The following is a 19,573-nucleotide window of genomic DNA, read 5'->3' as shown; positions in this document are numbered from 1 at the left end:
AACTGTCAGTTTAATAGCTTTAAACTCTCAGTTTATTACGGTTAAACTGGCAGTTTATTTTTAGTAAACTGAAATAAACTGCTTGGTGGCTGATTACCAATAAGTTTCCTCGACGTAGTTATCGAACTCCGGTTCGGCTTTCAGCCCTGCCTGGCGGAAGACGTTGGCTATGGCCTGTTGCTCCTTGGGCGTGATGAGTCGTTCGCCCTTCCGGCTTTGGAAGTAATAGCTCCGGCAAGAGAAGCAGGCCATGATGCGCCGTCTGATGTCTGCCTCCAGTCGGTGGGGGATCTCGTCGAACAGCTTCGTCATGCCTTGGGCGAAGCGCACGGGCGTGCTGTCGCGGTAGTAATCGCATCCCTTCTGTGCATGGGCGACGCAGGCAGGGTGCACAATGCGGATGGGGCCAGGCTTGGCCGAAGCCTCTGTTGCCGTCAGCTGACGATAGGCGATGGCGCGCAGGCATTGCGGAGCGCGGGGACAGGCCCCGTCGGCGGCAGGACAGTAGATATAGTCTTTGGGCATGTTGTCCGTCTTTCCTGAGGCGGTGGTAACGTTGTTTTCGTGATTCATGGTCGGATTTCTTATTTGTTTACGCCCAAAGGTAGGAGATTTCAAGGAGATAAACAAGGGGGAGGCGGGGAGAGTGGGGAAGAAATCTGTACATCTATCCGTAATTCCCGTTATTTCTTCCGTAATCTGTATACAAGGCGGAGGCTTCTGTCGCTGTATCTTTGCATCAGAGACTTTAATGCTTTTTCGTCATGAAGATGTATCTGTTGATTCCTGTCCTTCTGTTGCTGCCTTGGATGGCGGTGGCTTGCACGTCAGACCCTGAATTGGATATCGAACCCACCGTACCCGAACAGCCTGCCCAGCCGGAGGAAGGAGAATCGGAAAATGAAAATCAAGAGAATATGGAAACAAGTACAATCAAACTGAAAGTAGGCGGAAAGACATTCACCGCCACGCTGGTAGACAACTCTTCGACCCGTGCGCTGAAGGCGCTGCTGGCCGAGGGAGACCTCACCATCGAGATGGAAGATTATGCACGGATGGAGAAGGTGGGCCCGATAGGTACTACCCTGCCGCGCAACGATGAACAGATTTCGACCGTGCCGGGTGACCTGATTCTGTATCAGGGCCGTTATTTCGTCATCTACTACGGGCGCAACAGCTATTCGCTCACCCGTCTCGGCAAGATTGACAACGTGTCGGAAAGTGAACTGAAAGCCGCTTTGGGCGACGGAGACGTCACCGTGACCCTCGCTTTGAGTGGCGAATGATGTAGAATGTATAATAAGGTGTAAGACATGAACAGAAAGAAAAATCTCTCCTGCCTGCTGGCAGCTCTTCTGCTGACAGGCTTCACCGCCGCTGGTGCGGCAAACGTTACGGACAAGTGTAACCCTTCAAAACAACATGATATGGAAAAATTGGAATTGACCAGCGAGTGGGACAAGGTGTTCCCGCAGAGCGACAAAGTGAATCATAGTAAAGTGACCTTCCACAACCGTTACGGCATTACGCTTGTGGCCGACCTCTACGTGCCGAAGCAGGCGACGGGCAAGCTGGCAGCCATTGCCGTGAGCGGACCGTTCGGAGCTGTCAAGGAGCAGTCGTCCGGCCTCTATGCGCAGACGTTGGCCGAGCGTGGCTTCCTGACCATTGCCTTCGATCCATCGTTTACGGGCGAGAGTGGCGGCCAACCTCGCTATGTGGCTTCGCCCGACATCAATACGGAAGACTTCTGCGCGGCAGTAGACTATCTGTCAACCCGCGATGATGTAGATCCTGAACGCATCGGCATCCTCGGCATCTGTGGTTGGGGAGGCATGGCCTTGAACGCTGCCGCCATCGACACGCGCATCAAGGCGACGGTCACTTCGACCATGTACGACATGAGCCGCGTGAATGCCAACGGTTACTTCGACTCGATGGACGCCGACCAGCGTTACGAACTTCGCCGCCAGCTCAACGCCCAGCGCACGGCCGACTACCGCAACGGCTCCTACGAACGTGCCGGCGGTGTGGTGGATCCGCTGCCTGCCGACGCACCCCAGTTCGTGAAAGACTACTATGCCTACTACAAGACGCCGCGCGGCTATCACAAGCGTTCGCTCAACTCGAACGACGGATGGAACAAGACTTCTTCGCTGTCGTTCATCAACATGCCTATTTTGACCTATAGCAACGAGATACGTAGCGCCGTCCTGATGATTCACGGAGAGAAAGCTCATTCGTGCTACTTCAGTCGGGATGCCTTCCAGAAACTGACGGGCGATAACAAGGAACTGCTCATCATCCCCGGCGCCAACCACACCGACCTGTACGACAACCTGCAGGTAATACCTTTCGACAAGATTGAGAGCTTCTTCAGAGAGTATCTGAAGTAAGATGATAAAGCATATTCATTCAATGAAACAGGGGTGTCGTTCAATCTTATGTATGAACGGCACCCCTGTTATATAATGGAGCTTTTCGCAGAATCAAAGAATAGCCTTCAGTTGCTCAGCCATCTGCGCCTGTACTTCCTGTGCGGCCTTGCGGCTGGCGGCGGCGAAGTTTTCTGTCTTGTCCACGTAGATGATGCCACGGCTGGAGTTGACGATAAGGCCGCACTCTTTCGTCATGCCATACTTGCAGACTTCTTCCAACGAGCCGCCTTGTGCGCCTACGCCAGGTACGAGCAGGAAGTGGTTGGGCACAACCTTGCGGATGTCTTCGAACATGCGTCCCTGTGTGGCACCTACTACGTACATCATGTTCTCGTCGTTAGCCCACTGCTGGCTCTTGCGGAGTACTTTCTCGAAGAGGCGTTCGCCGTCTACGTCCATCGTCAGCTGGAAGTCGTGCGACCCCTTGTTGCTGGTCAGTGCTAACAGGATGACCCACTTGCCTTTGTACGTGAGGAACGGCGTCACGCTGTCCTCGCCCATGTAGGGAGCTACGGTTACGGAGTCAATGTCCAGCTCCTCGAAGAAGGTACGGGCATACATGGCCGATGTGTTACCGATGTCGCCACGCTTGGCATCGGCAATGATGAACTGGTCAGGATAGTTTTGCTTGATGTAGTTCACTGTTTTCTCGAAGGCAATCCATCCCTTTACGCCCATGCTCTCGTAGAAAGCCAGGTTGGGCTTGTAGGCGATGCAGAGGTCCTGCGTAGCGTCGATGATGGCCTTGTTGAAGGCAAAGATGGGGTCTTCTTCCTTCAGCAGGTGTTCGGGAATCTTCTTGATGTCCGTGTCGAGCCCCACGCAGAGGAACGACTGCTTCTTCTTGATGTTTTCAAAAAGTTGTTGCTTGTTCATATCTTCTGTTTTTAACTGTATTACAATTCGCTTTCTTTTAACCGTTCTGCATTCTCGGCCACGATGAGGTGGTCGATGCAGTCCTGTATGTCGCCATCCATGAAGGCGGCCAGGTTATAGATGGTGTAGTTGATGCGGTGGTCGGTGATGCGTCCTTGCGGATAGTTGTAGGTACGTATCTTGGCCGAGCGGTCGCCTGTGGAGACCATTGTCTTGCGCTTGGAGGCGATGTCGTCAATGTACTTCTGGTGCTCCTTGTCGTAGATGAAGGTGCGCAGACGCGAGAGGGCACGCTCCTTGTTCTTGGGCTGGTCGCGCGTCTCGGTACACTCAATGAGGATTTCCTCTACGACACCTGTGTTGGGGTTCTTCCAGTTGTAGCGTAGACGCACGCCGGACTCTACCTTGTTCACGTTCTGGCCGCCTGCACCGCCGCTTCGGAAGGTGTCCCACTTGATTTCGCCTTCGTTGATCACCACGTCGAACTCTTCGGCTTCGGGCAGTACGGCTACCGAGGCGGCCGAGGTATGTACACGGCCCTGTGTCTCCGTGGCAGGCACTCGCTGTACACGGTGTACGCCCGACTCATACTTCAGTGTGCCATACACGTTCTCGCCCGTAACGGAGCAGATAATTTCCTTGAAGCCGCCTGCGGCTCCTTCGTTGGCGCTGGACACTTCGAGCTTCCAGCCCTTGATGTCGCAGTACTTGGAGTACATGCGGAAGAGGTCGCCTGCAAAGATGGCCGCTTCGTCTCCGCCCGTACCGCCACGTATCTCGAGGATGGCGTTACGGCTGTCCTGCGGGTCGGCCGGAACGAGCAGCAGCTTGATGTGCTCCTCCAGTTCAGGCAAGCGTGTCTGGCAGGCATCAAGTTCCTCGCGGGCCATGTCGCGCATCTCGGCATCGGTTTCGTTGGCGATGATGTCCTTGGCTTCGTCGATACCGTTCAATACCTGCATGTATTCCTTGCGGGCGTCCATCAGGTCGCCCAGTTCCTTATATTCCTTCGTCAGCTTGACGTACCGCTTCTGGTCGGCAATGACTGCCGGGTCGGTAATCAGTGTCGACACTTCCTCGAAGCGGGCCACGAGGCCGTCGAGCTTTTCCAGTATGGTGTTGTTTTCTGCCATTTATTTCGTTTTATTCTATTATTACCACAACCTCCCCTCAATCAGCCACGCCAGCAGTGCCGCAACTACGACCACGCCTACGATGTTCAATACCCATTTCTTGGGAGTCATGCGATACTTCGCCTTATCGGCTTCGGGAGCAAGATGGGGACCAGAGTAGATTCCAGTGGCTGCACCGATGATGGTGTAGTTCAGGAATCGGAGAACAGGCGCATCCCACTGGTCGCTGAGGACGTAAAGTCCGAAGCAGAAGGTAAGGATGACAATGGCCACGAGAATGACTTTGAACAAGTGTTTCATATCTTTGTCTATTTATTGTTTTACCACAATCTTCCCTCAAACAGCCACGCCAGCAATGCAGCCAGCAGGAAAAAGCCGACAACAAGCCAACTCCATGTCCGGCGCGAGAAGCGGTTCTTCACCCGCTGCTTCTCGTTGCTGAAATACTGGCTGCCTATGTAGGATCCGATGAGAGCCGGCAACAGGTAACAGACGCACTTCAGGAATGGAATATCCCACTTGTAAGCCACAAAAAGGATAGCTCCACAGACGGCTACCATGCCAATGCCTATCAGGCAACCTTGATGTTCTCGTTCCATAATTCTTATCTTGAAGAGTTGTTCTTGTTACACTAATTTCTCAAGCAGCCAAAACGCAGTGGTGACTATGCCTATCAGTAGCGCTAACCGCCACCATCGCAACCGGCAGCCCTTCTCCTCTCCGCCTTCGAGACTGGACAGGTAACCTACCACCATGGGCGGACCTATGACAGCCAGGCTGTGCAGATAGTCTGAACCGATGCGTGTAGCTACAACGCTCAGTGCGGCACCTGCTACAATCCACAGTATGACATACAGAATGAGCTTTCCAAGAGTTTTCTTCATGACCTTGGAGTGTTATTTATCTCTTTTACCGTGTCTTTATTTCTTCTTGCGGCGGGTATTGCTCCGGTAATATTGCCCCCAAGCCAATACACACACCACAATCAGACCAATGACTACATAGCCCATAGCGCTCAATATCTTTTATTAATACCTGAACTCACCGAACTCCGAGCGGATAATCAACTCCTTCTTGTCGCTTTCCTCGATACGGCCGATGACCTGTGCGTCGATGTTGAACGACTTCGAGATGGTGATGACTTCCTCGGCATGCTCGGGCGAGAGGTAGACTTCCAGACGGTGTCCCATGTTGAATACCTTGTACATCTCCGCCCAGTCCGTGTCGCTCTGCTCCTTGATGGTGCGGAACAGGGGAGGTACGGGGAAGAGGTTGTCCTTGATGACGCGGCAGTTGTCGCCCACGAAGTGCAGCACCTTGGTCTGTGCGCCGCCCGAGCAGTGTACCATACCGTGAATCTGGGGGCGCAGGGCGTCGAGCAGTTTCTTGACAACCGGCGCATAGGTACGGGTGGGCGAGAGGACGAGCTTGCCTGCATCCAGCGGACTGCCTTCTACCTTGTCGGTCAGCTTCAGCTGGCCGCTGTACACCAGTTCGTCGGGCACGGCCTTGTCGTAGCTCTCCGGATATTTCTCTGCCAGGTACTTGGCAAAGACATCGTGGCGGGCCGAGGTCAGGCCGTTGCTGCCCATGCCACCGTTGTATTCCTTCTCGTAAGTAGCCTGTCCGTAGCTGGCGAGGCCCACGATGACGTCGCCCGGACGGATGTTGGCGTTGTTGATGACGTCGCTGCGCTTCATGCGGCAGGTCACGGTAGAGTCTACGATGATGGTGCGCACCAGGTCGCCCACGTCGGCCGTCTCGCCGCCCGTGGCATAGACGCCCACGCCCATTTCACGCAGCTCGGCCAGCAGTTCGTCCGTGCCGTTGATGATGGCGGAGATGACTTCGCCCGGCACCAGCAGCTTGTTGCGTCCGATGGTGGAGGAAACGAGGATGTTGTCCACCGCTCCTACGCAGAGCAGGTCGTCGATGTTCATGATGAGCGCGTCCTGCGCGATGCCTTTCCACACCGAGAGGTCGCCCGTCTCCCGCCAGTACAGGTAGGCCAGCGAGGACTTGGTGCCTGCACCGTCGGCGTGCATGATGTTGCAATACTCCGGGTCGCCGCCCAGTATGTCGGGGATAATCTTGCAGAAGGCCTGCGGGAAAATGCCCTTGTCGATGTTCTTGATGGCGTTGTGAACATCCTCTTTCGATGCGCTTACGCCGCGCATCATGTATCGTTGATTACTCATGAGATAATGTATTTTTGTTCAATTGAATATGCAAAAGTAACAATTATTCGGCAGATAGCCTACTATGCGGCAGGCATTTTCCAGATATTCTGCTTGTTGTTTTTTTCCATATAGAAATTAAGGGTGTTGCTTTTAGTAGAAAGGATTGTTTTCTCATAAAGAAAACGGCCGTTTCTTTATGGGAAAACAGCCGTTTCTAAATGATAAAACACAGACTTGTGTCATAGGTAATTTTAGAATTGCACTTGTGGAGCTTGCTCAGCACCTTCAGTTGCCTCGAAGTAGGCGCGCTTGTCGAAGCCGAACATACCAGCAAGGATGTTCTTGGGAAAGCGTCGGATGGTGGTGTTGTAGGTCTTGGCCGCGTCGTTGAAGTTCTTGCGGGCTACATTGATGCGGTTTTCCGTGCCTTCGAGCTGGGCTTGTAACTCCAGAAAGTTCTGGTTGGCCTTCAGGTCGGGGTAGTTTTCGGTGATGGCAAGCAGTTTGCCCAGGGCGGTGGCCAGCTGGCCCTGTGCCTTCTGATATTCGGCCAGCTTCTCGGGCGTCAGGTCCGTGGGGTCCACTTTGATTTGGGTGGCCTGGCTACGGGCGGCGATGACGCCTTCCAACGTTTCCTTTTCGTGAGCGGCATACCCCTTGACGGTGTTCACCAGGTTGGGGATGAGGTCGGCACGGCGTTGGTACTGCGTCTCCACGTTGGCCCATTGGTTGCTGACGTTCTCGTCCATGCCGACGAGGCTGTTGTAGCCGCTGACGGTCCAGATGGCGATGATGGCCACTACGGCTACAATGATGATAATCGTTACTTTTTTCATATTGTTCAGTAATTTGATAGATTAATAAAATAATAGCAAATTCTTGGGAAGGTCAGAATCGGGAACCGGCACCTCCGCCTCCTCCCATTCCTCCGCCGAAGCTACCTCCACTGAATCCTCCGCCACCTCCGCTTCCGAAGATGAAAGGACCTCCGCCTCCTCCTCTCCGTCCGCGATAATTGTCATCGTAAGATTGCTGGCGGCGTATCACCTGATGGCCACAGTTACGGCAGGTGTAGGTTACGTCTTCCGTTCTGACACCGTTGCGAAGTGCAATGAGGCGGCTGGAGCTGCGCTGCAATTTGTGCTGGCCGCATTTGGGACATTTGGAAGCTGCGTGCATAGCTATGACTGCGAGGAAAACACCTACCGCTACGATACCGAAAAGTACCAGAAAGACGCTACCTGCACCATCGTCATCTCCGTCGGCTGGCAGGTCGTTCTCCATCGAACCGTCCAGGCGTGCACAGGTAGCACGGATGCCGGCCACCATGCCTTCACTCCATCGGTTTTCCTTCAAATAAGGTATCATATGGCGTGTCTGGATGCGTTTGCAAATGGCATCGGGCAGGGGGCCTTCCAACCCATAACCAGTATAGAACTGGATGCATCGTTGGTCGGTAACGAGCAGGATTACGAGTCCGTTGTCCTTACCTTTCTGTCCTACTCCCCATGAATTAAGCAGCTGATGGCAGAAGTCGAAGCAGTCTGCTTCGCCAATGGTGGGAACTACGGCCACTACAGTCTGAATACCGGTCTGTTGTTCCAGAGCATAAAGCATGCGGTCAATGCTGTCGCGAGCTGCCACATTGAGTATGTTCTCGGGGTCACATACATAGCGAGTTTTGTCTACTAGGTGTACTTTCGGTAGATTCTCTGGAGTATAAACAACTTGTGCCCATGTCGTCAAACAAAGAAGCTGACAGAATAAGATAGAAAGTATAATTTTCTTCATGAAGATATGTATTCGTTCTTTTAGTGAATATATGTCCCAACAAAATCGCGGACTTTGCGGGTATAAGCCTCAGTATTTTCTTTATAAGCTACGGCATGTTCGGCTCCAGGCACAATCCAAAGTTCTTTTGGAGCTGGTTTGGCTTCGTACAGTGGATGTACCATCCATGTGGGTACGAAAGTATCGGCATCGCCATGAATGAAGAGCATGGGGAGAGTGCATTTCTTTACTTGCTCCAATGGAGATGCTTCTTGGAAACTCCAGCCGTATTCTATGTGGCATAATGTACTGGCTACATAGAGTAGTGGAAAGGCAGGTAGACCAAACTGATTTTTTAGTTCGCCTTTAAATTCATCCCAAGCACTGGTATAGCCACAGTCTTCTACAAAACATTTGATAAAAGGTTGTTGGTATATTCCCTGTTGTACTTCGCCTGATACACACATTGTTGTGGCTGCTCCCATTGAAATGCCATGTACTACCATCTCTGTGTTTCCTCCAAAAAGATGATTGGCTTCTTCTGTCCAACGGAGTACGTCGAGTCGGTCTTTCCAACCCATTTGTACTTCAGTACCTCCACTTAGTCCGTGCCCATAGAGATCAGGTAGTAAAATGTTGTATCCCAATTGACGGTTGTACAGATAACCTATCATCATCATTCGGATGGAATTGTCTGTATATCCGTGTACAATGACTGCCGTATGATTGGTTGAATCGGCTGCTGGTACATAAAGGGCATGTAAAGGAGTGCCTTCATCATTTTCAATATAGAGGTCGTGTAAAGCTTCAGCTGCTTGTAGGCTGTCGATCCAATGTCCCACTTCGGGATAAGTTTGCCGCATATATTCAAGCGAACTTTCAATGTTACGACTGCGGCTAACCAGCTCTTCAGGTTTCAGGGCATATCCTAGCATGTAGTATCCGGCACATAATAGTAGGGCCGCTATGGCTATGACAGCTATCAGGCTGTATTTGATGGCTTTTCTCATTCTTTATTCAGCTATTTATTCCATATTTCCCATGATACAAAAGCCTGGAGTAGTAGCATTTCCAATCCGTTTTTTACGGTGGCCCCCTGCTCTATGCCTTTTTTCATAAAAAGAGTTTCACTGGGATTGTATAATAGGTCGTAAAGCAAATGTTTCGATGTCAGTTGGTTGTAGGGGATGTCTGGACAAAAATCTACTTTAGGATACATGCCTAGCGGAGTCGTATTCACGATGACGGTATGTTCCTGCATAATTTCAGGCGTCAGTTCTCCGTAGGTTAATATATCATTCCTTTTTTTAGTACGTGATACGAAAGTAGATTGGATACCCAAATTGGCTAATCCATGAAAAACTGCTTTGGAAGCTCCTCCTGTTCCTAAAATAAGGGCTTTAGTATGATGAGGCAATAATAAGGGCTCAATGGAACGCGTAAAACCAATGATGTCAGAATTGTAACCTACTAGTTTTACTTTTCCTTTAGCTTGAGGGATTATTTTAATGACGTTTACGGCACCTATTTTAGCAGTATCCTTGTCTAGTTCATCTAGGTAAGGGATGACTTGTTCTTTATAGGGAATGGTGACGTTGAGGCCGCGGAGATTGGGATTTTCTTCGATGACTTCCATGAAGTCTTCGATACGTGGTATTTCGAAGTTTACATATTCAGCATCAATATTCTCAGACTGAAATTTTTCGTTGAAGTATCCGATGGAGAATGAATGCTTCAGCGGATAACCGATTAAACCGTATTTGTCCATAATTAAAAGGTAGATTTATTTGGTTGCTACATAAAGGGTACAGATACCGAATGTTAATCGCCGGAAACGTACCTGGCTGAAACCGGCGTTGCGTATAGCCTGCTGCATCACTTCGCCTTGCGGAAAAGCGCGAATGCTTTCGGGTAGATAAGTGTAGGCACTGTTGTCCTTGGATATCAGTTTGCCAATAAGCGGCATTACTACTTTAGAGTAAAGAGTAAATAGTTGCTTCATGGGAAAGCGGTCGGGTGTAGATAACTCAAGGATAACCAAATGTCCGTTAGGGCGAAGTACACGACACATTTCTCCAAGTGCAATATCCAGATGCTCAAAATTGCGGACACCGAAAGCTACTGTTACTGCATCGAACGTGGCATCTGCAAAAGACAACGCTGTGCAATCTTCGCGGGCGAAAGATACCTTATCCGCGAGACCTGCCTGCTGTACCTTTTCACGGCCTACTTCCATCATGCCTTCCGAAATGTCAGCACCAATAAGAGACTGTGGTTGTAGCTCACGGCAGGCCAGGATGGCAAAATCGCCCGTACCGGTAGCTATGTCCAGTATTTGTTGGGGGTGATAGGGACGGAGTGTATGGATCGCTTTTCTACGCCAACTACGGTCGATACCCATTGAGAGGGTGTGGTTCAGTTGGTCATACGTTGGAGCGATATGATTGAACATGCGTTCCACCTGTACAGCTTTTGTACCTTCTTCGCCGTATGGCTTAATATGTTCCTGAGGATAATCCATAAAAATAGGTATATTCTTGCGCAAAGTTAAGAAAATAAGTAGTTCAGTGTGTAACTTGTGGCATATTTTCCAGTATATTCGTTATCTTCTTTATTTGAAGAAGCTATAAGAATATTTGGATATAGAAGCTTACTTATACCCGTTTGGGTATAAATCTGTGTAGCTTTTGGTTAATTATACCCATACAGGTATAATCAGTGAAGAATTTTATTATATTTGTACCCGAAAGGGTATAGATATGACTTATACAGTAATTGCAGATTTTGTAAAGGAAATGCGTCGTCAGTTTGGTTTGACGCAAGTGGACCTGGCAGATAAGTCGGGTGTAGGGTTACGTTTTGTTCGCGATTTGGAGCAGGGTAAACAGACCTTGCGGATGGATAAAGTGAATCAAGTGCTCAGTTTGTTTGGCCGTCAGGTAGGGCCTGTGGAGGTTGATGTAAAAACAAGGGAGGATAGGTTATGAAACGGGCTAAGGTATATCTGTACGACCGGTTAGCTGGCAGGTTGATAGAAGATGAAAACGGTTTTACTTTCACGTATGACGCTAGTTATTTGGCTTTGTCTGATGCAGCAGCTGTTAGCCTTACACTACCATTGACGGAGAAGCCTTATCATGATACGGTGCTTTTTCCATTCTTTGATGGACTAATACCCGAAGGCTGGTTGCTGGACATTGCCGAGCGGAGTTGGAAGATTAATCAACGTGACCGCATGTCGCTTCTGCTAGCCTGTTGTAAAGATTGTATTGGAGCTGTCAGTGTGATACCAGATAATGAAACAGAGGAGGAAAAGTCATGAGTCGATGCCTGTATTGTTATAAAGAATTAAGTGAGGGAATGAAAGATTTTCATCCGGCTTGTGCTCGCAAGTTTTTTGGTGTCCGTATGGCTCCTGAGTTGCCTTACGTGCGCAGTCAACTGGGTGATTTAGCTCGTGAAGTAGTACGCAGCCAAACTACCCTTACTGGGGTGCAAGCTAAACTTTCTCTTGATATTAACAGAGGTGGGCGTAATGAACCTGATCGCTTTACCATAGTAGGATTGTGGGGACGTTTTATTTTGAAGCCGCAGACGCAGTCTTATCGTGCTTTGCCTGAATTGGAAGATGTTACCATGCACTTGGCCGAAGCTGCCAAAATCAATGTAGTACCTCATAGTTTGATACGTTTCAGCGATGGTGAATTGTGTTACATTACCCGCCGTATCGACCGTCTGCCCGATGGTCATAAGGTGGCTATGGAAGACATGTGCCAACTGTCCGAACGGCTTACAGAGTATAAGTATAAGGGCTCTTACGAGCAGATAGCCAAGCTTATTCGTCGTTACTCTTTTACACCACAGCTCGATGTTATTAATTTCTGGGAAGTGGTAGTCTTTTGTTGGATAACAGGTAATGCTGACATGCACCTTAAAAACTTTTCGCTTTACAATCTGATAAATGGATATACGCTTACTCCGGCTTATGACATGTTGTCTACTGCACTGGTGATTCCCGAAGATACGGAGGAGCTCGCTCTTACTCTTAACGGGAAGAAGAATCGTTTGCGTAAGATGGATTTCTACAAGGCTATTACTGCTTCGGGAGTAGAAGAAAAAGTGATTGAAAATCTGGCTCGCCGATTCAGTCGAGCCCTACCTAAGTGGTTTGGACTGATAGACCAGTCTTTCTTGCCTGATGATATGAAGAGACAATACAAAAAGCTTATCTTGCGTCGTGTGGTGATGTTGCGTTGACAGTCTTGCTGGTTGGGTAAAACAGACGCAGATTACATGGAATAGGGATAGTGACATTCGTGCTATTCCGCGTAATCCGCGTTAAGTGTATGTTAGGAGCAAGTGTGCTCTTGTATTACTTGTTTAGGTATTCTGTTACATTCTTTTCGATACGTGCAGCAATGTCTTCAGCTGCTTCGCGAACAAATTTCTCGCCGGTGATGTGCTCATACAGTTCGATGTAACGTTCGCTGATAGAGGTCACAATTTCGTCGGTCATCTCGGGAACCTGCTGGCCTTCCTTACCCTGGAAACCGTTGTCCATCAACCATTCGCGTACGAATTCTTTGGAGAGCTGCTTCTGGGGTTCACCTTTCTCGAAACGCTCTTCGTAGCCTTCGCTGTAGAAGTAGCGGCTGGAGTCGGGTGTATGGATTTCGTCCATCAGATAGATCTGGCCGTTGTGCTTGCCGAATTCATATTTCGTATCTACCAGGATGAGGCCACGCTCGGCAGCAATTTCTGTACCGCGCTTGAAGAGGGCCAGTGTATATTTCTCCAGCAGGGCATATTCTTCGGGAGTAGCCAGACCCTTGGCCAGGATTTCCTCCTTGGAGATGTCGGCGTCGTGTTCACCGATTTCGGCTTTGGTCGTCGGAGTGATGATGGGTTCGGGGAACTTCTGGTTCTCCTTCATTCCTTCGGGCAGGCGTACGCCGCAGATTTCACGCACACCGCTCTTGTAAACACGCCAGGCCGAGCCGCAGAGGTAACCGCGAACAATCATTTCTACAGGGAAACCTTCGCACATTACGCCGACGGTTACCATCGGGTCGGGTGTAGCCAGCTTCCAGTTGGGGCAGATGTCGGTCGTGGCATCGAGGAACTTGGCGGCAATCTGGTTCAGCATCTGGCCCTTGAAGGGGATACCTTTCGGCAGGATGACGTCGAAGGCCGAGATACGGTCGGTTGCTACCATGACGAGCTTTTCGCCGTTGATGTTGTACACGTCACGTACTTTTCCGTGATAGACACTCTTCTGTCCTGGAAAGTTGAAATCAGTTTTAGTTAACGCTTGTTTCATAACTGTTATGTATTTTGATTAGTGTTAGTCGTTTGGCTTTTCTTCTCTTCTTTCTGGCGTTCGCGTTCGGCTTTCTGTTCTTTCTCAAACTTTTCGTATGCCTCCACAATCTGTGTTACCAGTTTGTGACGGACGATGTCTTTCTTGTTCAGCTCAATGAAGCTGATTCCCTTCACACCTTTCAGTATTTTCAGGGCCTGTACGAGGCCGGAAGTCTGCGAGGAGGGGAGGTCGATCTGCGTCATGTCGCCCGTCACAATCATCTTGGTGTTCATGCCCATGCGGGTGAGGAACATCTTGATTTGGGCAGTCGTAGTGTTCTGAGCTTCGTCGAGGATGACGACAGCATCGTTCAGTGTACGTCCGCGCATGAAGGCCAGCGGAGCTATCTGGATGATGTTCAGCTCCATGTATTCCTTCAGCTTGGCGGCGGGTATCATGTCCTGCAAGGCGTCGTAGAGCGGTTGCAGGTATGGGTCTATCTTGTCTTTCATGTCGCCGGGCAGGAAGCCGAGCTTCTCGCCTGCCTCCACGGCGGGGCGGCTGAGGATGATTTTCTTGATTTCCTTGTTCTTCAGGGCACGCACGGCCAGGGCGATGGCGGTGTAGGTCTTGCCCGATCCGGCCGGGCCGATGGCAAACACCATGTCGTTCTTGTGGAAGGCATCCACCAGCTTCTGCTGGTTTTCGCTTCGGGGGATGATGGGCTTGCCCGTCACACTGAACACGATGACGTTGCCGCTCTTTTCCGCTTGCGGAGCATTGCCTTTGATGATGTCGATAATGGCTTCTTCCTTCAGCGAATTGTATTCAGCACAGTGCTTCTCCAGCTTGATGATGTTTTCTTCGAAGGCACACATTTCTTCTTCATCGCCTAGCACCTTGATGACGTTGCCGCGCGCCACAATGCGCAATTTGGGGTAAAGAGCCTTGATCAGCTGCATGTTGGCGTTGTTTACACCGTAAAAGATGACCGGGTCGATATCTTCGAGGACAATCAGTTTTTCTATCATTGATATGTTTTAATTGTTCATTGAAATGCCTTGCAAAGGTAATGAAACGTTTGGAAAACCGTGTCACTTCGTACCGTTATTTTTCAACACCGGCTTGACGACGATACCGTTTGCATTCTTGGTGCAGCGGATGCACTCGTGCCGCAGGCTTTCTTCCTTCATGTTGAAGAGGATGTTGGGGTTGAAGTGTTGGCCGTTGATGCGTGTTTCGAAGTGCAGGTGCTCGGTAGTGGCTCGTCCTGTGCGTCCTGTCAGAGCGATGGCTTGCCCGGCCTTTACCGTGTCGCCGCTTTGCACCAGGTTTTTGGAGTTGTGGCTGTAGACGGTCTCCAGGCCGGAGGGATGGCGTACCACAATGACATTGCCGTAGGCACTGTAGGGTTTCGACATGCGTACCACACCGGCGAAGGCACTGCGGATGGTGTCGTTGGCCCGCGTCTTGATGTCGATACCTGTATGCCGCCCGTCACCCCGTCCGTAGGGCGAGATAACTTTGCCGCCGGGCAGGGGGAAGCAATAGTCCTTTTGCCCCAGGCTGTCGAGGTGCAGCAGGATGGTTTTACTCTTGTCGAACAGTCCCGGAGTAGCCACACGGATGTGGTTCACCTCCATGTTGGAGAAGGTGCCTGTCTTCTGCTGGCCCTGTATCTGTAGAGGGAGCAGAAGACAGATGAGGAGGAATAACACTGTTTTCATTCGAAGTAATGAATGTTTCCTCCGTCGGATGAGGCATATTTCCTTAAAAGTTCCTGTGTCATTTCGGCAGTCTGTTGCAGACGGGTGGTGTCGCCGTCGTAGCCATTGATGATGGCCAGAATGTGGCGGGTACCGACGTCCATCTTGGTACGTTCGTTGTCGCTAGTAGGGGTACCGATACCGCCCACGGCGTCGCGGAAGACGGGCAAGCCTTCGATGTTGAGCACACCGCGGCCGATGCCCTCGAACGGTTCTTCGGCCCGGCCGATACCCAGGCAGAGGTCGGTGCCCTGTATCTTGTCGGCATCGAAACCGCCGATGCTGTAGCCTGTACGCAGGGAGACGAGGTTGATGAGGTCCACCAGTGTATCAATCTGATACAGCTCCAATCCGCGGAGCAGACGCCGGCGCAAAGCCTCGGCAGAAGGACGGTAACGGCTGGGGTCCTTGCCGCAGCGTTTGTAGGCTTCGCGGGTGGCGGCAATGGCGGGCTGGTGCTTGATGCCTTCGGTGGTGTCGGCGGCACGCAGTTCTTCGGTGAAGGCGTTTATTTCCTGCCAAAGTCCTTCGCTATGAGGCGTATTGGTCACTTCGGCATAGACGGCTGCTCCGCAGTATTCGGGGCAGCGCGATTTCAGTTCTTCGGATACGGTGAGATTATACATAATCATAGGGTTGTTAGGGGTTAATCATGATTCCCGACAGCATCCTGCCCGACTTGATTCCCAGCCTGCGGGCAGAGAAGAAGTCTTCGTGGCGGGTGTAGGTACAGATGCCGGCGGTCTCTATCTGCGTGTCGGGCAGGCCGAAGCCCAGCAGTTGCAGCTGGTTGGCGGCCCACAGGTCTATGTGATGCTTGTGGGTATCGTTGTGCCATTCGGCGATGTAGGGCATGGGGAAGTTGGCGGTGCGGAAGGCTTCGTACACTTCTTCGCCCACTTCGAAGGCGGCAAGCGAGATACCGGGGCCGATGACGGCCTGCACGTCCTTGCCCTCTGTACCGTAGAGTTCCCGCATCCTTTCCAACGTGTGCAGGGCGATGCGGTTCACTGTTCCCCGCCAGCCGGCATGGACGGCGGCGACGGCGCGGTGCCTTTGGTCATACAATAGAATAGGAATGCAGTCGGCCGTCGAGATGCAGAGGCAGACGCTCGGTTCGCAGGTGATGAGGGCGTCGATGCCTTGCAGGCGTTCGTGGCGTGTTTGCGGGTCGGCCTGCAGATAGTCGGTGTCGATGACGAGGGATGCCGTGCCGTGCGTCTGCCAGGGGATGATGAGTTCCTGCGGGCGTTGCGGCAGGGCTTCCAGAAGCTGTTCCTGGTTGCGGCGGACGTTCTCGGCCGAGTCACCTGTGTAGGGTGTGCAGTTCAGCGAGGCATAGGTGCCTGTGCTGACGCCGCCGTGGCGGGTGGTGCTGAAAGCAAAAATGTCGGAGCATGCATCGTTTAATGCATACTCCAACATTCGTTTGTCGGGGCTGAGGCGGCTCATTGCTTGTCGTCCTCCCAGTCCTCTTCTTCGTATTCGAAGTCTTCGAGGTCTTCGATGTCGTCCTCGTCCACATACTCGATGCTGAGGTCCTCGTCTTCGCCTTCGTCGGCCAGCTCCTCCTTCAGGTGGCTCATGTCCTTGGGGCGGTGGGCGATGCTTTCTATCTTGCCCTCAATCTTGTTGCTCTCCTTGTTCAGTTCCTCCCACAGGATATCCTTCAGCACGTTGATGCCGAGGCCCGAGATGGCGGAGATGAACACGTGGGGCACGTCCTGGGGCAGGGTCGGCTCTATCTCGTCCATCAGCTCCTGGTCCAGCATGTCGCACTTGGTGATGGCCAGTACGCGCTGCTTGTCCAGCATTTCGGGGTTGAAGTTCTTCAACTCGTTCAGCAGGATGTTGTATTCCTTGGTGATGTCGTCGCTGTCGGCGGGTACCATGAAGAGCAGCAGCGAGTTGCGTTCGATGTGGCGCAGGAAGCGCAGACCCAGTCCGCGGCCTTCACTGGCTCCTTCGATGATGCCGGGGATGTCGGCCATGACGAACGACTTGCCTTCACGGTAGGACACGATGCCCAGGTTGGGCTCCATCGTGGTGAAGGGGTAGTTGGCTATCTTCGGCTTGGCTGATGATACGGCCGAGAGCAGAGTTGACTTGCCGGCGTTGGGGAAGCCCACCAGTCCGACGTCGGCCAGCAGCTTCAGCTCCATGATGACGGTCATCTCCTGCATCGGTTCGCCGGGTTGTGCGAAGCGCGGAGCCTGACGGGTAGCCGTCTTGAAGTGCCAGTTGCCCAGTCCGCCGCGTCCTCCCTTCAGCAGGATCACTTCCTGTCCGTGTTCGGTGACGTCGCAGATGTACTCGCCCGTCTCGGCGTTGTAGACCACCGTGCCGCAGGGCACCTCGATGACCTTGTCCTCGCCGTCCTTGCCGAAGCTGCGGTTCTTGGAGCCGCTTTCGCCGTGACCGGCCATGATGTGGCGGTCGTAGCGCAGGTGGAGCAGGGTCCAGTAGTTGCGGTTGCCGCGCAGGATGACGTGCCCCCCGCGTCCGCCGTCGCCACCGTCAGGCCCTCCGTTGGGCACGTATTTGGCGCGGCGCATGTGTGTGGAACCTCGGCCGCCCTTGCCCGAGCGGCAGTATATCTTTACATAGTCTACAAAGTTCGATTCTGCCATAATGCTATAATATTATAGATGCGTTGGCAAAGATACGAATAATTTCGCATACATTAGGATATAGGAAGCTATTCGCCTTTCATTTCTTGGCACACCTTGTCTATATATTGCACAAATGCATCGGAAAAGACATAAGTGTCGGCTTTGGCGGCTGCTTCGTTGTAGCGGCGGACGAAGGCCGGTATGTCGCAAAAACAGTCGATGGCGGTCTGAAGCCCCAATTGGTCACGGATGAGAAATACCATGTAGTCGCCGGTGGTATGTCCTCCAAAGTGGGCGCAGCCGGCGGCCTCTTCAAATTGCTCGGCTGTAATTTTTCCGGCTGCATAGTCGCACGTCAGGTTGTCAAGTTGTTTCAGTACTTCGGGGGTTGCGGCATAGTCGTCGTTGTACATCTTGACAATCTCCGGCCCGTATAGTCCCAGTTTGGTGACGGGCATTTCAGGTTTGCTGATGAGGTCGGTCGTGCCTTCCATTTGGTTGTATACGAGAGCCGTCAGTGCCGGGTCGTCCGAGTCCTTCGGATAGCGCAAGTCCCAGAGCGCATCCATGTAGTGATGGTGCAGTTCGTGGGCAGCTGTGTTGATGAACCCTTCCTTGCCGTCCTCATACACCTGGTTGATGTCGAAGAATACGGCTCCGCCCATGGCGCGCGACTCCGGGTCGAAAGCCAGATAGAACATCGGCAGGTCGGCCAGGGGCAAATCTTTCGCATCAGCCGGCAGGAACTGTTTCACTCGGCTGTATGCCTGTTCCATGAGTTGCTCAAAATTAGAATGGTGCAAGAAATGTTCCAGCGAATCCATCCGCTGGCGGATTTGATAGAAGTTTACGATAAAGTAATTTTCAAAAGGAGCGTCCGTTGCCATCGGCTGCAGGGCGATGCTATCGGCTATGGCCCGGCAGGCAGGGTCGAAGACTATCGTGAATGCCTTGCGGATATTCTGTTGCCATTCTTCCCAATCGGTACGGATACTGAAGAATGACTGATAGCCTTTTGTCGCAAACAAAGCTTCCCAATCGGCTTCGGAAGGTTGCTTCCCCTGTTCGGCTGCCCGTGCCAGTTCGATGAAGCGGACGGCCGATTCGATGGAGTATCTTGGAGAGGTCTGTGCTTGGATGTCCCAAATGAAGGATGCTAGAAGGCAGAATGTGATGATACAATGTTTCATGTGTAAATGAGTAATTAAGTAAGACATAAGTTCAGTAAAAAAAGTTCTATTGCTGAAACTATGACAAAGGTAAATAAAATTCTTCCGTGATGCAAGTCTGTAGATTTATGATGTAGAGATGTTGTCGGCTACAGATAGGCAGACTTGCCGGAGTTGCAGCACGCCCGAGATGGTGGGAGAGGAAAAGCCCGGTGCAGGAAAGAGGGTGTGTCGTAATACGCGATTCACCCTCTTTTCTTTATCAACGATAAGAGCGTTGTTAACTTTTTCAAGCAGCGATATTCTGAAGATAATCTCGATATTTTG

25 protein-coding genes are annotated in these 19,573 nt (G+C 51.6%); 5 read left to right on the top strand and 20 right to left on the bottom strand.

The genetic code is table 11. The features are described from left to right. Window positions 1-93 precede the first annotated feature (93 nt). Complete coding sequence (locus HF894_RS04610; RefSeq protein WP_021848611.1) at window positions 94-573, bottom strand: DUF6078 family protein; 480 nt, start codon at window positions 571-573, stop codon at window positions 94-96. Window positions 574-764: 191 nt separating this feature from the next. Between HF894_RS04610 and HF894_RS04605 the strand changes: the two genes are divergently transcribed. Both HF894_RS04605 and HF894_RS04600 read left to right on the top strand, forming a co-directional pair. Next, window positions 765-1,286, top strand: coding sequence for a cyclophilin-like fold protein (locus HF894_RS04605; protein ID WP_204971276.1), 522 nt, complete (start codon window positions 765-767; stop codon window positions 1,284-1,286). 27 nt (window positions 1,287-1,313) lie between these two features. Beyond that, complete coding sequence (locus tag HF894_RS04600; protein ID WP_204971275.1) at window positions 1,314-2,396, top strand: alpha/beta hydrolase; 1,083 nt, start codon at window positions 1,314-1,316, stop codon at window positions 2,394-2,396. 93 nt (window positions 2,397-2,489) lie between these two features. Here the strand turns inward: HF894_RS04600 and pyrF are convergent, their stop codons facing one another. The 11 genes from pyrF to ubiE all read right to left on the bottom strand — a co-directional run bounded on the left by pyrF (window position 2,490) and on the right by ubiE (window position 10,918). After that, on the bottom strand, window positions 2,490-3,314 hold the full coding sequence (pyrF, locus tag HF894_RS04595; protein WP_204968751.1) for an orotidine-5'-phosphate decarboxylase: 825 nt from the start codon (window positions 3,312-3,314) through the stop codon (window positions 2,490-2,492). 20 nt (window positions 3,315-3,334) lie between these two features. Further along, entirely contained in the window at window positions 3,335-4,447 is a 1,113-nt protein-coding gene (gene prfA / locus HF894_RS04590; RefSeq protein ID WP_204968750.1) for a peptide chain release factor 1, read from the bottom strand. Window positions 4,448-4,468: 21 nt separating this feature from the next. Further along, entirely contained in the window at window positions 4,469-4,747 is a 279-nt protein-coding gene (locus HF894_RS04585; protein WP_204968749.1) for a hypothetical protein, read from the bottom strand. A 20-nt stretch (window positions 4,748-4,767) separates the two neighbouring features. Beyond that, the gene (locus HF894_RS04580) at window positions 4,768-5,046 is read right to left on the bottom strand and encodes a hypothetical protein (RefSeq protein WP_204968748.1); all 279 of its coding nucleotides are present in this window, start codon (window positions 5,044-5,046) and stop codon (window positions 4,768-4,770) included. A gap of 27 nt (window positions 5,047-5,073) precedes the next feature. Then, window positions 5,074-5,331 carry a hypothetical protein gene (locus HF894_RS04575; RefSeq protein ID WP_204968747.1) on the bottom strand — a complete coding sequence of 86 codons (258 nt, stop codon included), beginning with the start codon at window positions 5,329-5,331 and terminating at the stop codon, window positions 5,074-5,076. Window positions 5,332-5,475: 144 nt separating this feature from the next. Continuing rightward, entirely contained in the window at window positions 5,476-6,645 is a 1,170-nt protein-coding gene (locus tag HF894_RS04570; protein ID WP_204971274.1) for an AIR synthase-related protein, read from the bottom strand. A 233-nt stretch (window positions 6,646-6,878) separates the two neighbouring features. Next, window positions 6,879-7,463, bottom strand: a complete 585-nt coding sequence (locus HF894_RS04565; RefSeq protein ID WP_204971273.1) for a LemA family protein — start codon at window positions 7,461-7,463, stop codon at window positions 6,879-6,881. Between the two features lie 52 nt (window positions 7,464-7,515). After that, complete coding sequence (locus HF894_RS04560) at window positions 7,516-8,418, bottom strand: TPM domain-containing protein (protein ID WP_021848623.1); 903 nt, start codon at window positions 8,416-8,418, stop codon at window positions 7,516-7,518. Between the two features lie 20 nt (window positions 8,419-8,438). Then, a complete protein-coding gene (locus HF894_RS04555) occupies window positions 8,439-9,407 on the bottom strand; it encodes an alpha/beta hydrolase (RefSeq protein WP_075318762.1) in 969 nt (322 codons plus the stop codon). A gap of 11 nt (window positions 9,408-9,418) precedes the next feature. After that, window positions 9,419-10,165: a shikimate dehydrogenase family protein gene (locus tag HF894_RS04550; RefSeq protein ID WP_021848625.1), complete on the bottom strand. Its 747-nt coding sequence runs from the start codon at window positions 10,163-10,165 to the stop codon at window positions 9,419-9,421. A 15-nt stretch (window positions 10,166-10,180) separates the two neighbouring features. Further along, window positions 10,181-10,918 (bottom strand): bifunctional demethylmenaquinone methyltransferase/2-methoxy-6-polyprenyl-1,4-benzoquinol methylase UbiE, encoded by a 738-nt coding sequence (gene ubiE, locus HF894_RS04545; protein ID WP_204971272.1) that lies wholly within the window; start codon window positions 10,916-10,918, stop codon window positions 10,181-10,183. 238 nt (window positions 10,919-11,156) lie between these two features. Here ubiE and HF894_RS04540 point away from each other — a divergent pair, with 238 nt between their 5' ends. Genes HF894_RS04540 through HF894_RS04530 form a run of 3 tightly spaced genes read left to right on the top strand, consistent with a single transcriptional unit; the run spans window position 11,157 to window position 12,654 of the window. After that, a complete protein-coding gene (locus HF894_RS04540; RefSeq protein ID WP_075318763.1) occupies window positions 11,157-11,384 on the top strand; it encodes a helix-turn-helix transcriptional regulator in 228 nt (75 codons plus the stop codon). Continuing rightward, complete coding sequence (locus tag HF894_RS04535; protein WP_021848628.1) at window positions 11,381-11,719, top strand: HipA N-terminal domain-containing protein; 339 nt, start codon at window positions 11,381-11,383, stop codon at window positions 11,717-11,719. The genes HF894_RS04540 and HF894_RS04535 overlap by 4 nt, the downstream gene beginning before the upstream one ends. Beyond that, on the top strand, window positions 11,716-12,654 hold the full coding sequence (locus HF894_RS04530) for a HipA domain-containing protein (protein WP_204971271.1): 939 nt from the start codon (window positions 11,716-11,718) through the stop codon (window positions 12,652-12,654). Before HF894_RS04535 ends, HF894_RS04530 begins: the two co-directional genes overlap by 4 nt. A 115-nt stretch (window positions 12,655-12,769) precedes the next feature. On the opposite strand, the gene HF894_RS04525 is transcribed toward HF894_RS04530, so the two are convergent. From HF894_RS04525 to HF894_RS04490, 8 genes are all read right to left on the bottom strand, one after another. Further along, on the bottom strand, window positions 12,770-13,717 hold the full coding sequence (locus HF894_RS04525) for a phosphoribosylaminoimidazolesuccinocarboxamide synthase (RefSeq protein WP_204971270.1): 948 nt from the start codon (window positions 13,715-13,717) through the stop codon (window positions 12,770-12,772). A 5-nt stretch (window positions 13,718-13,722) separates the two neighbouring features. After that, the gene (locus HF894_RS04520) at window positions 13,723-14,730 is read right to left on the bottom strand and encodes a PhoH family protein (protein WP_075318766.1); all 1,008 of its coding nucleotides are present in this window, start codon (window positions 14,728-14,730) and stop codon (window positions 13,723-13,725) included. Window positions 14,731-14,793: 63 nt separating this feature from the next. Beyond that, window positions 14,794-15,426 (bottom strand): M23 family metallopeptidase, encoded by a 633-nt coding sequence (locus HF894_RS04515; RefSeq protein ID WP_204971269.1) that lies wholly within the window; start codon window positions 15,424-15,426, stop codon window positions 14,794-14,796. Then, window positions 15,423-16,091, bottom strand: coding sequence for a B3/B4 domain-containing protein (locus tag HF894_RS04510; RefSeq protein ID WP_204971363.1), 669 nt, complete (start codon window positions 16,089-16,091; stop codon window positions 15,423-15,425). Before HF894_RS04510 ends, HF894_RS04515 begins: the two co-directional genes overlap by 4 nt. Window positions 16,092-16,104: 13 nt before the next feature. Next, the gene (gene pgeF, locus HF894_RS04505) at window positions 16,105-16,917 is read right to left on the bottom strand and encodes a peptidoglycan editing factor PgeF (RefSeq protein WP_204971268.1); all 813 of its coding nucleotides are present in this window, start codon (window positions 16,915-16,917) and stop codon (window positions 16,105-16,107) included. Beyond that, window positions 16,914-18,095, bottom strand: coding sequence for a GTPase ObgE (gene obgE, locus HF894_RS04500; RefSeq protein ID WP_072544472.1), 1,182 nt, complete (start codon window positions 18,093-18,095; stop codon window positions 16,914-16,916). Before obgE ends, pgeF begins: the two co-directional genes overlap by 4 nt. Before the next feature lie 68 nt (window positions 18,096-18,163). Next, entirely contained in the window at window positions 18,164-19,267 is a 1,104-nt protein-coding gene (locus tag HF894_RS04495) for a DUF5700 domain-containing putative Zn-dependent protease (RefSeq protein ID WP_204971267.1), read from the bottom strand. Between the two features lie 105 nt (window positions 19,268-19,372). Continuing rightward, the coding region (locus tag HF894_RS04490; RefSeq protein WP_204971266.1) for a hypothetical protein at window positions 19,373-19,573 on the bottom strand (201 nt) is incomplete at its 5' end.

Source organism: Caecibacteroides pullorum (assembly GCF_019239235.1).
GTDB lineage: Bacteria > Bacteroidota > Bacteroidia > Bacteroidales > Bacteroidaceae > Bacteroides > Bacteroides pullorum.
Note: the sequence above shows the minus strand (reverse complement) of the source record. Positions and strands in the feature narration are given on the sequence as shown.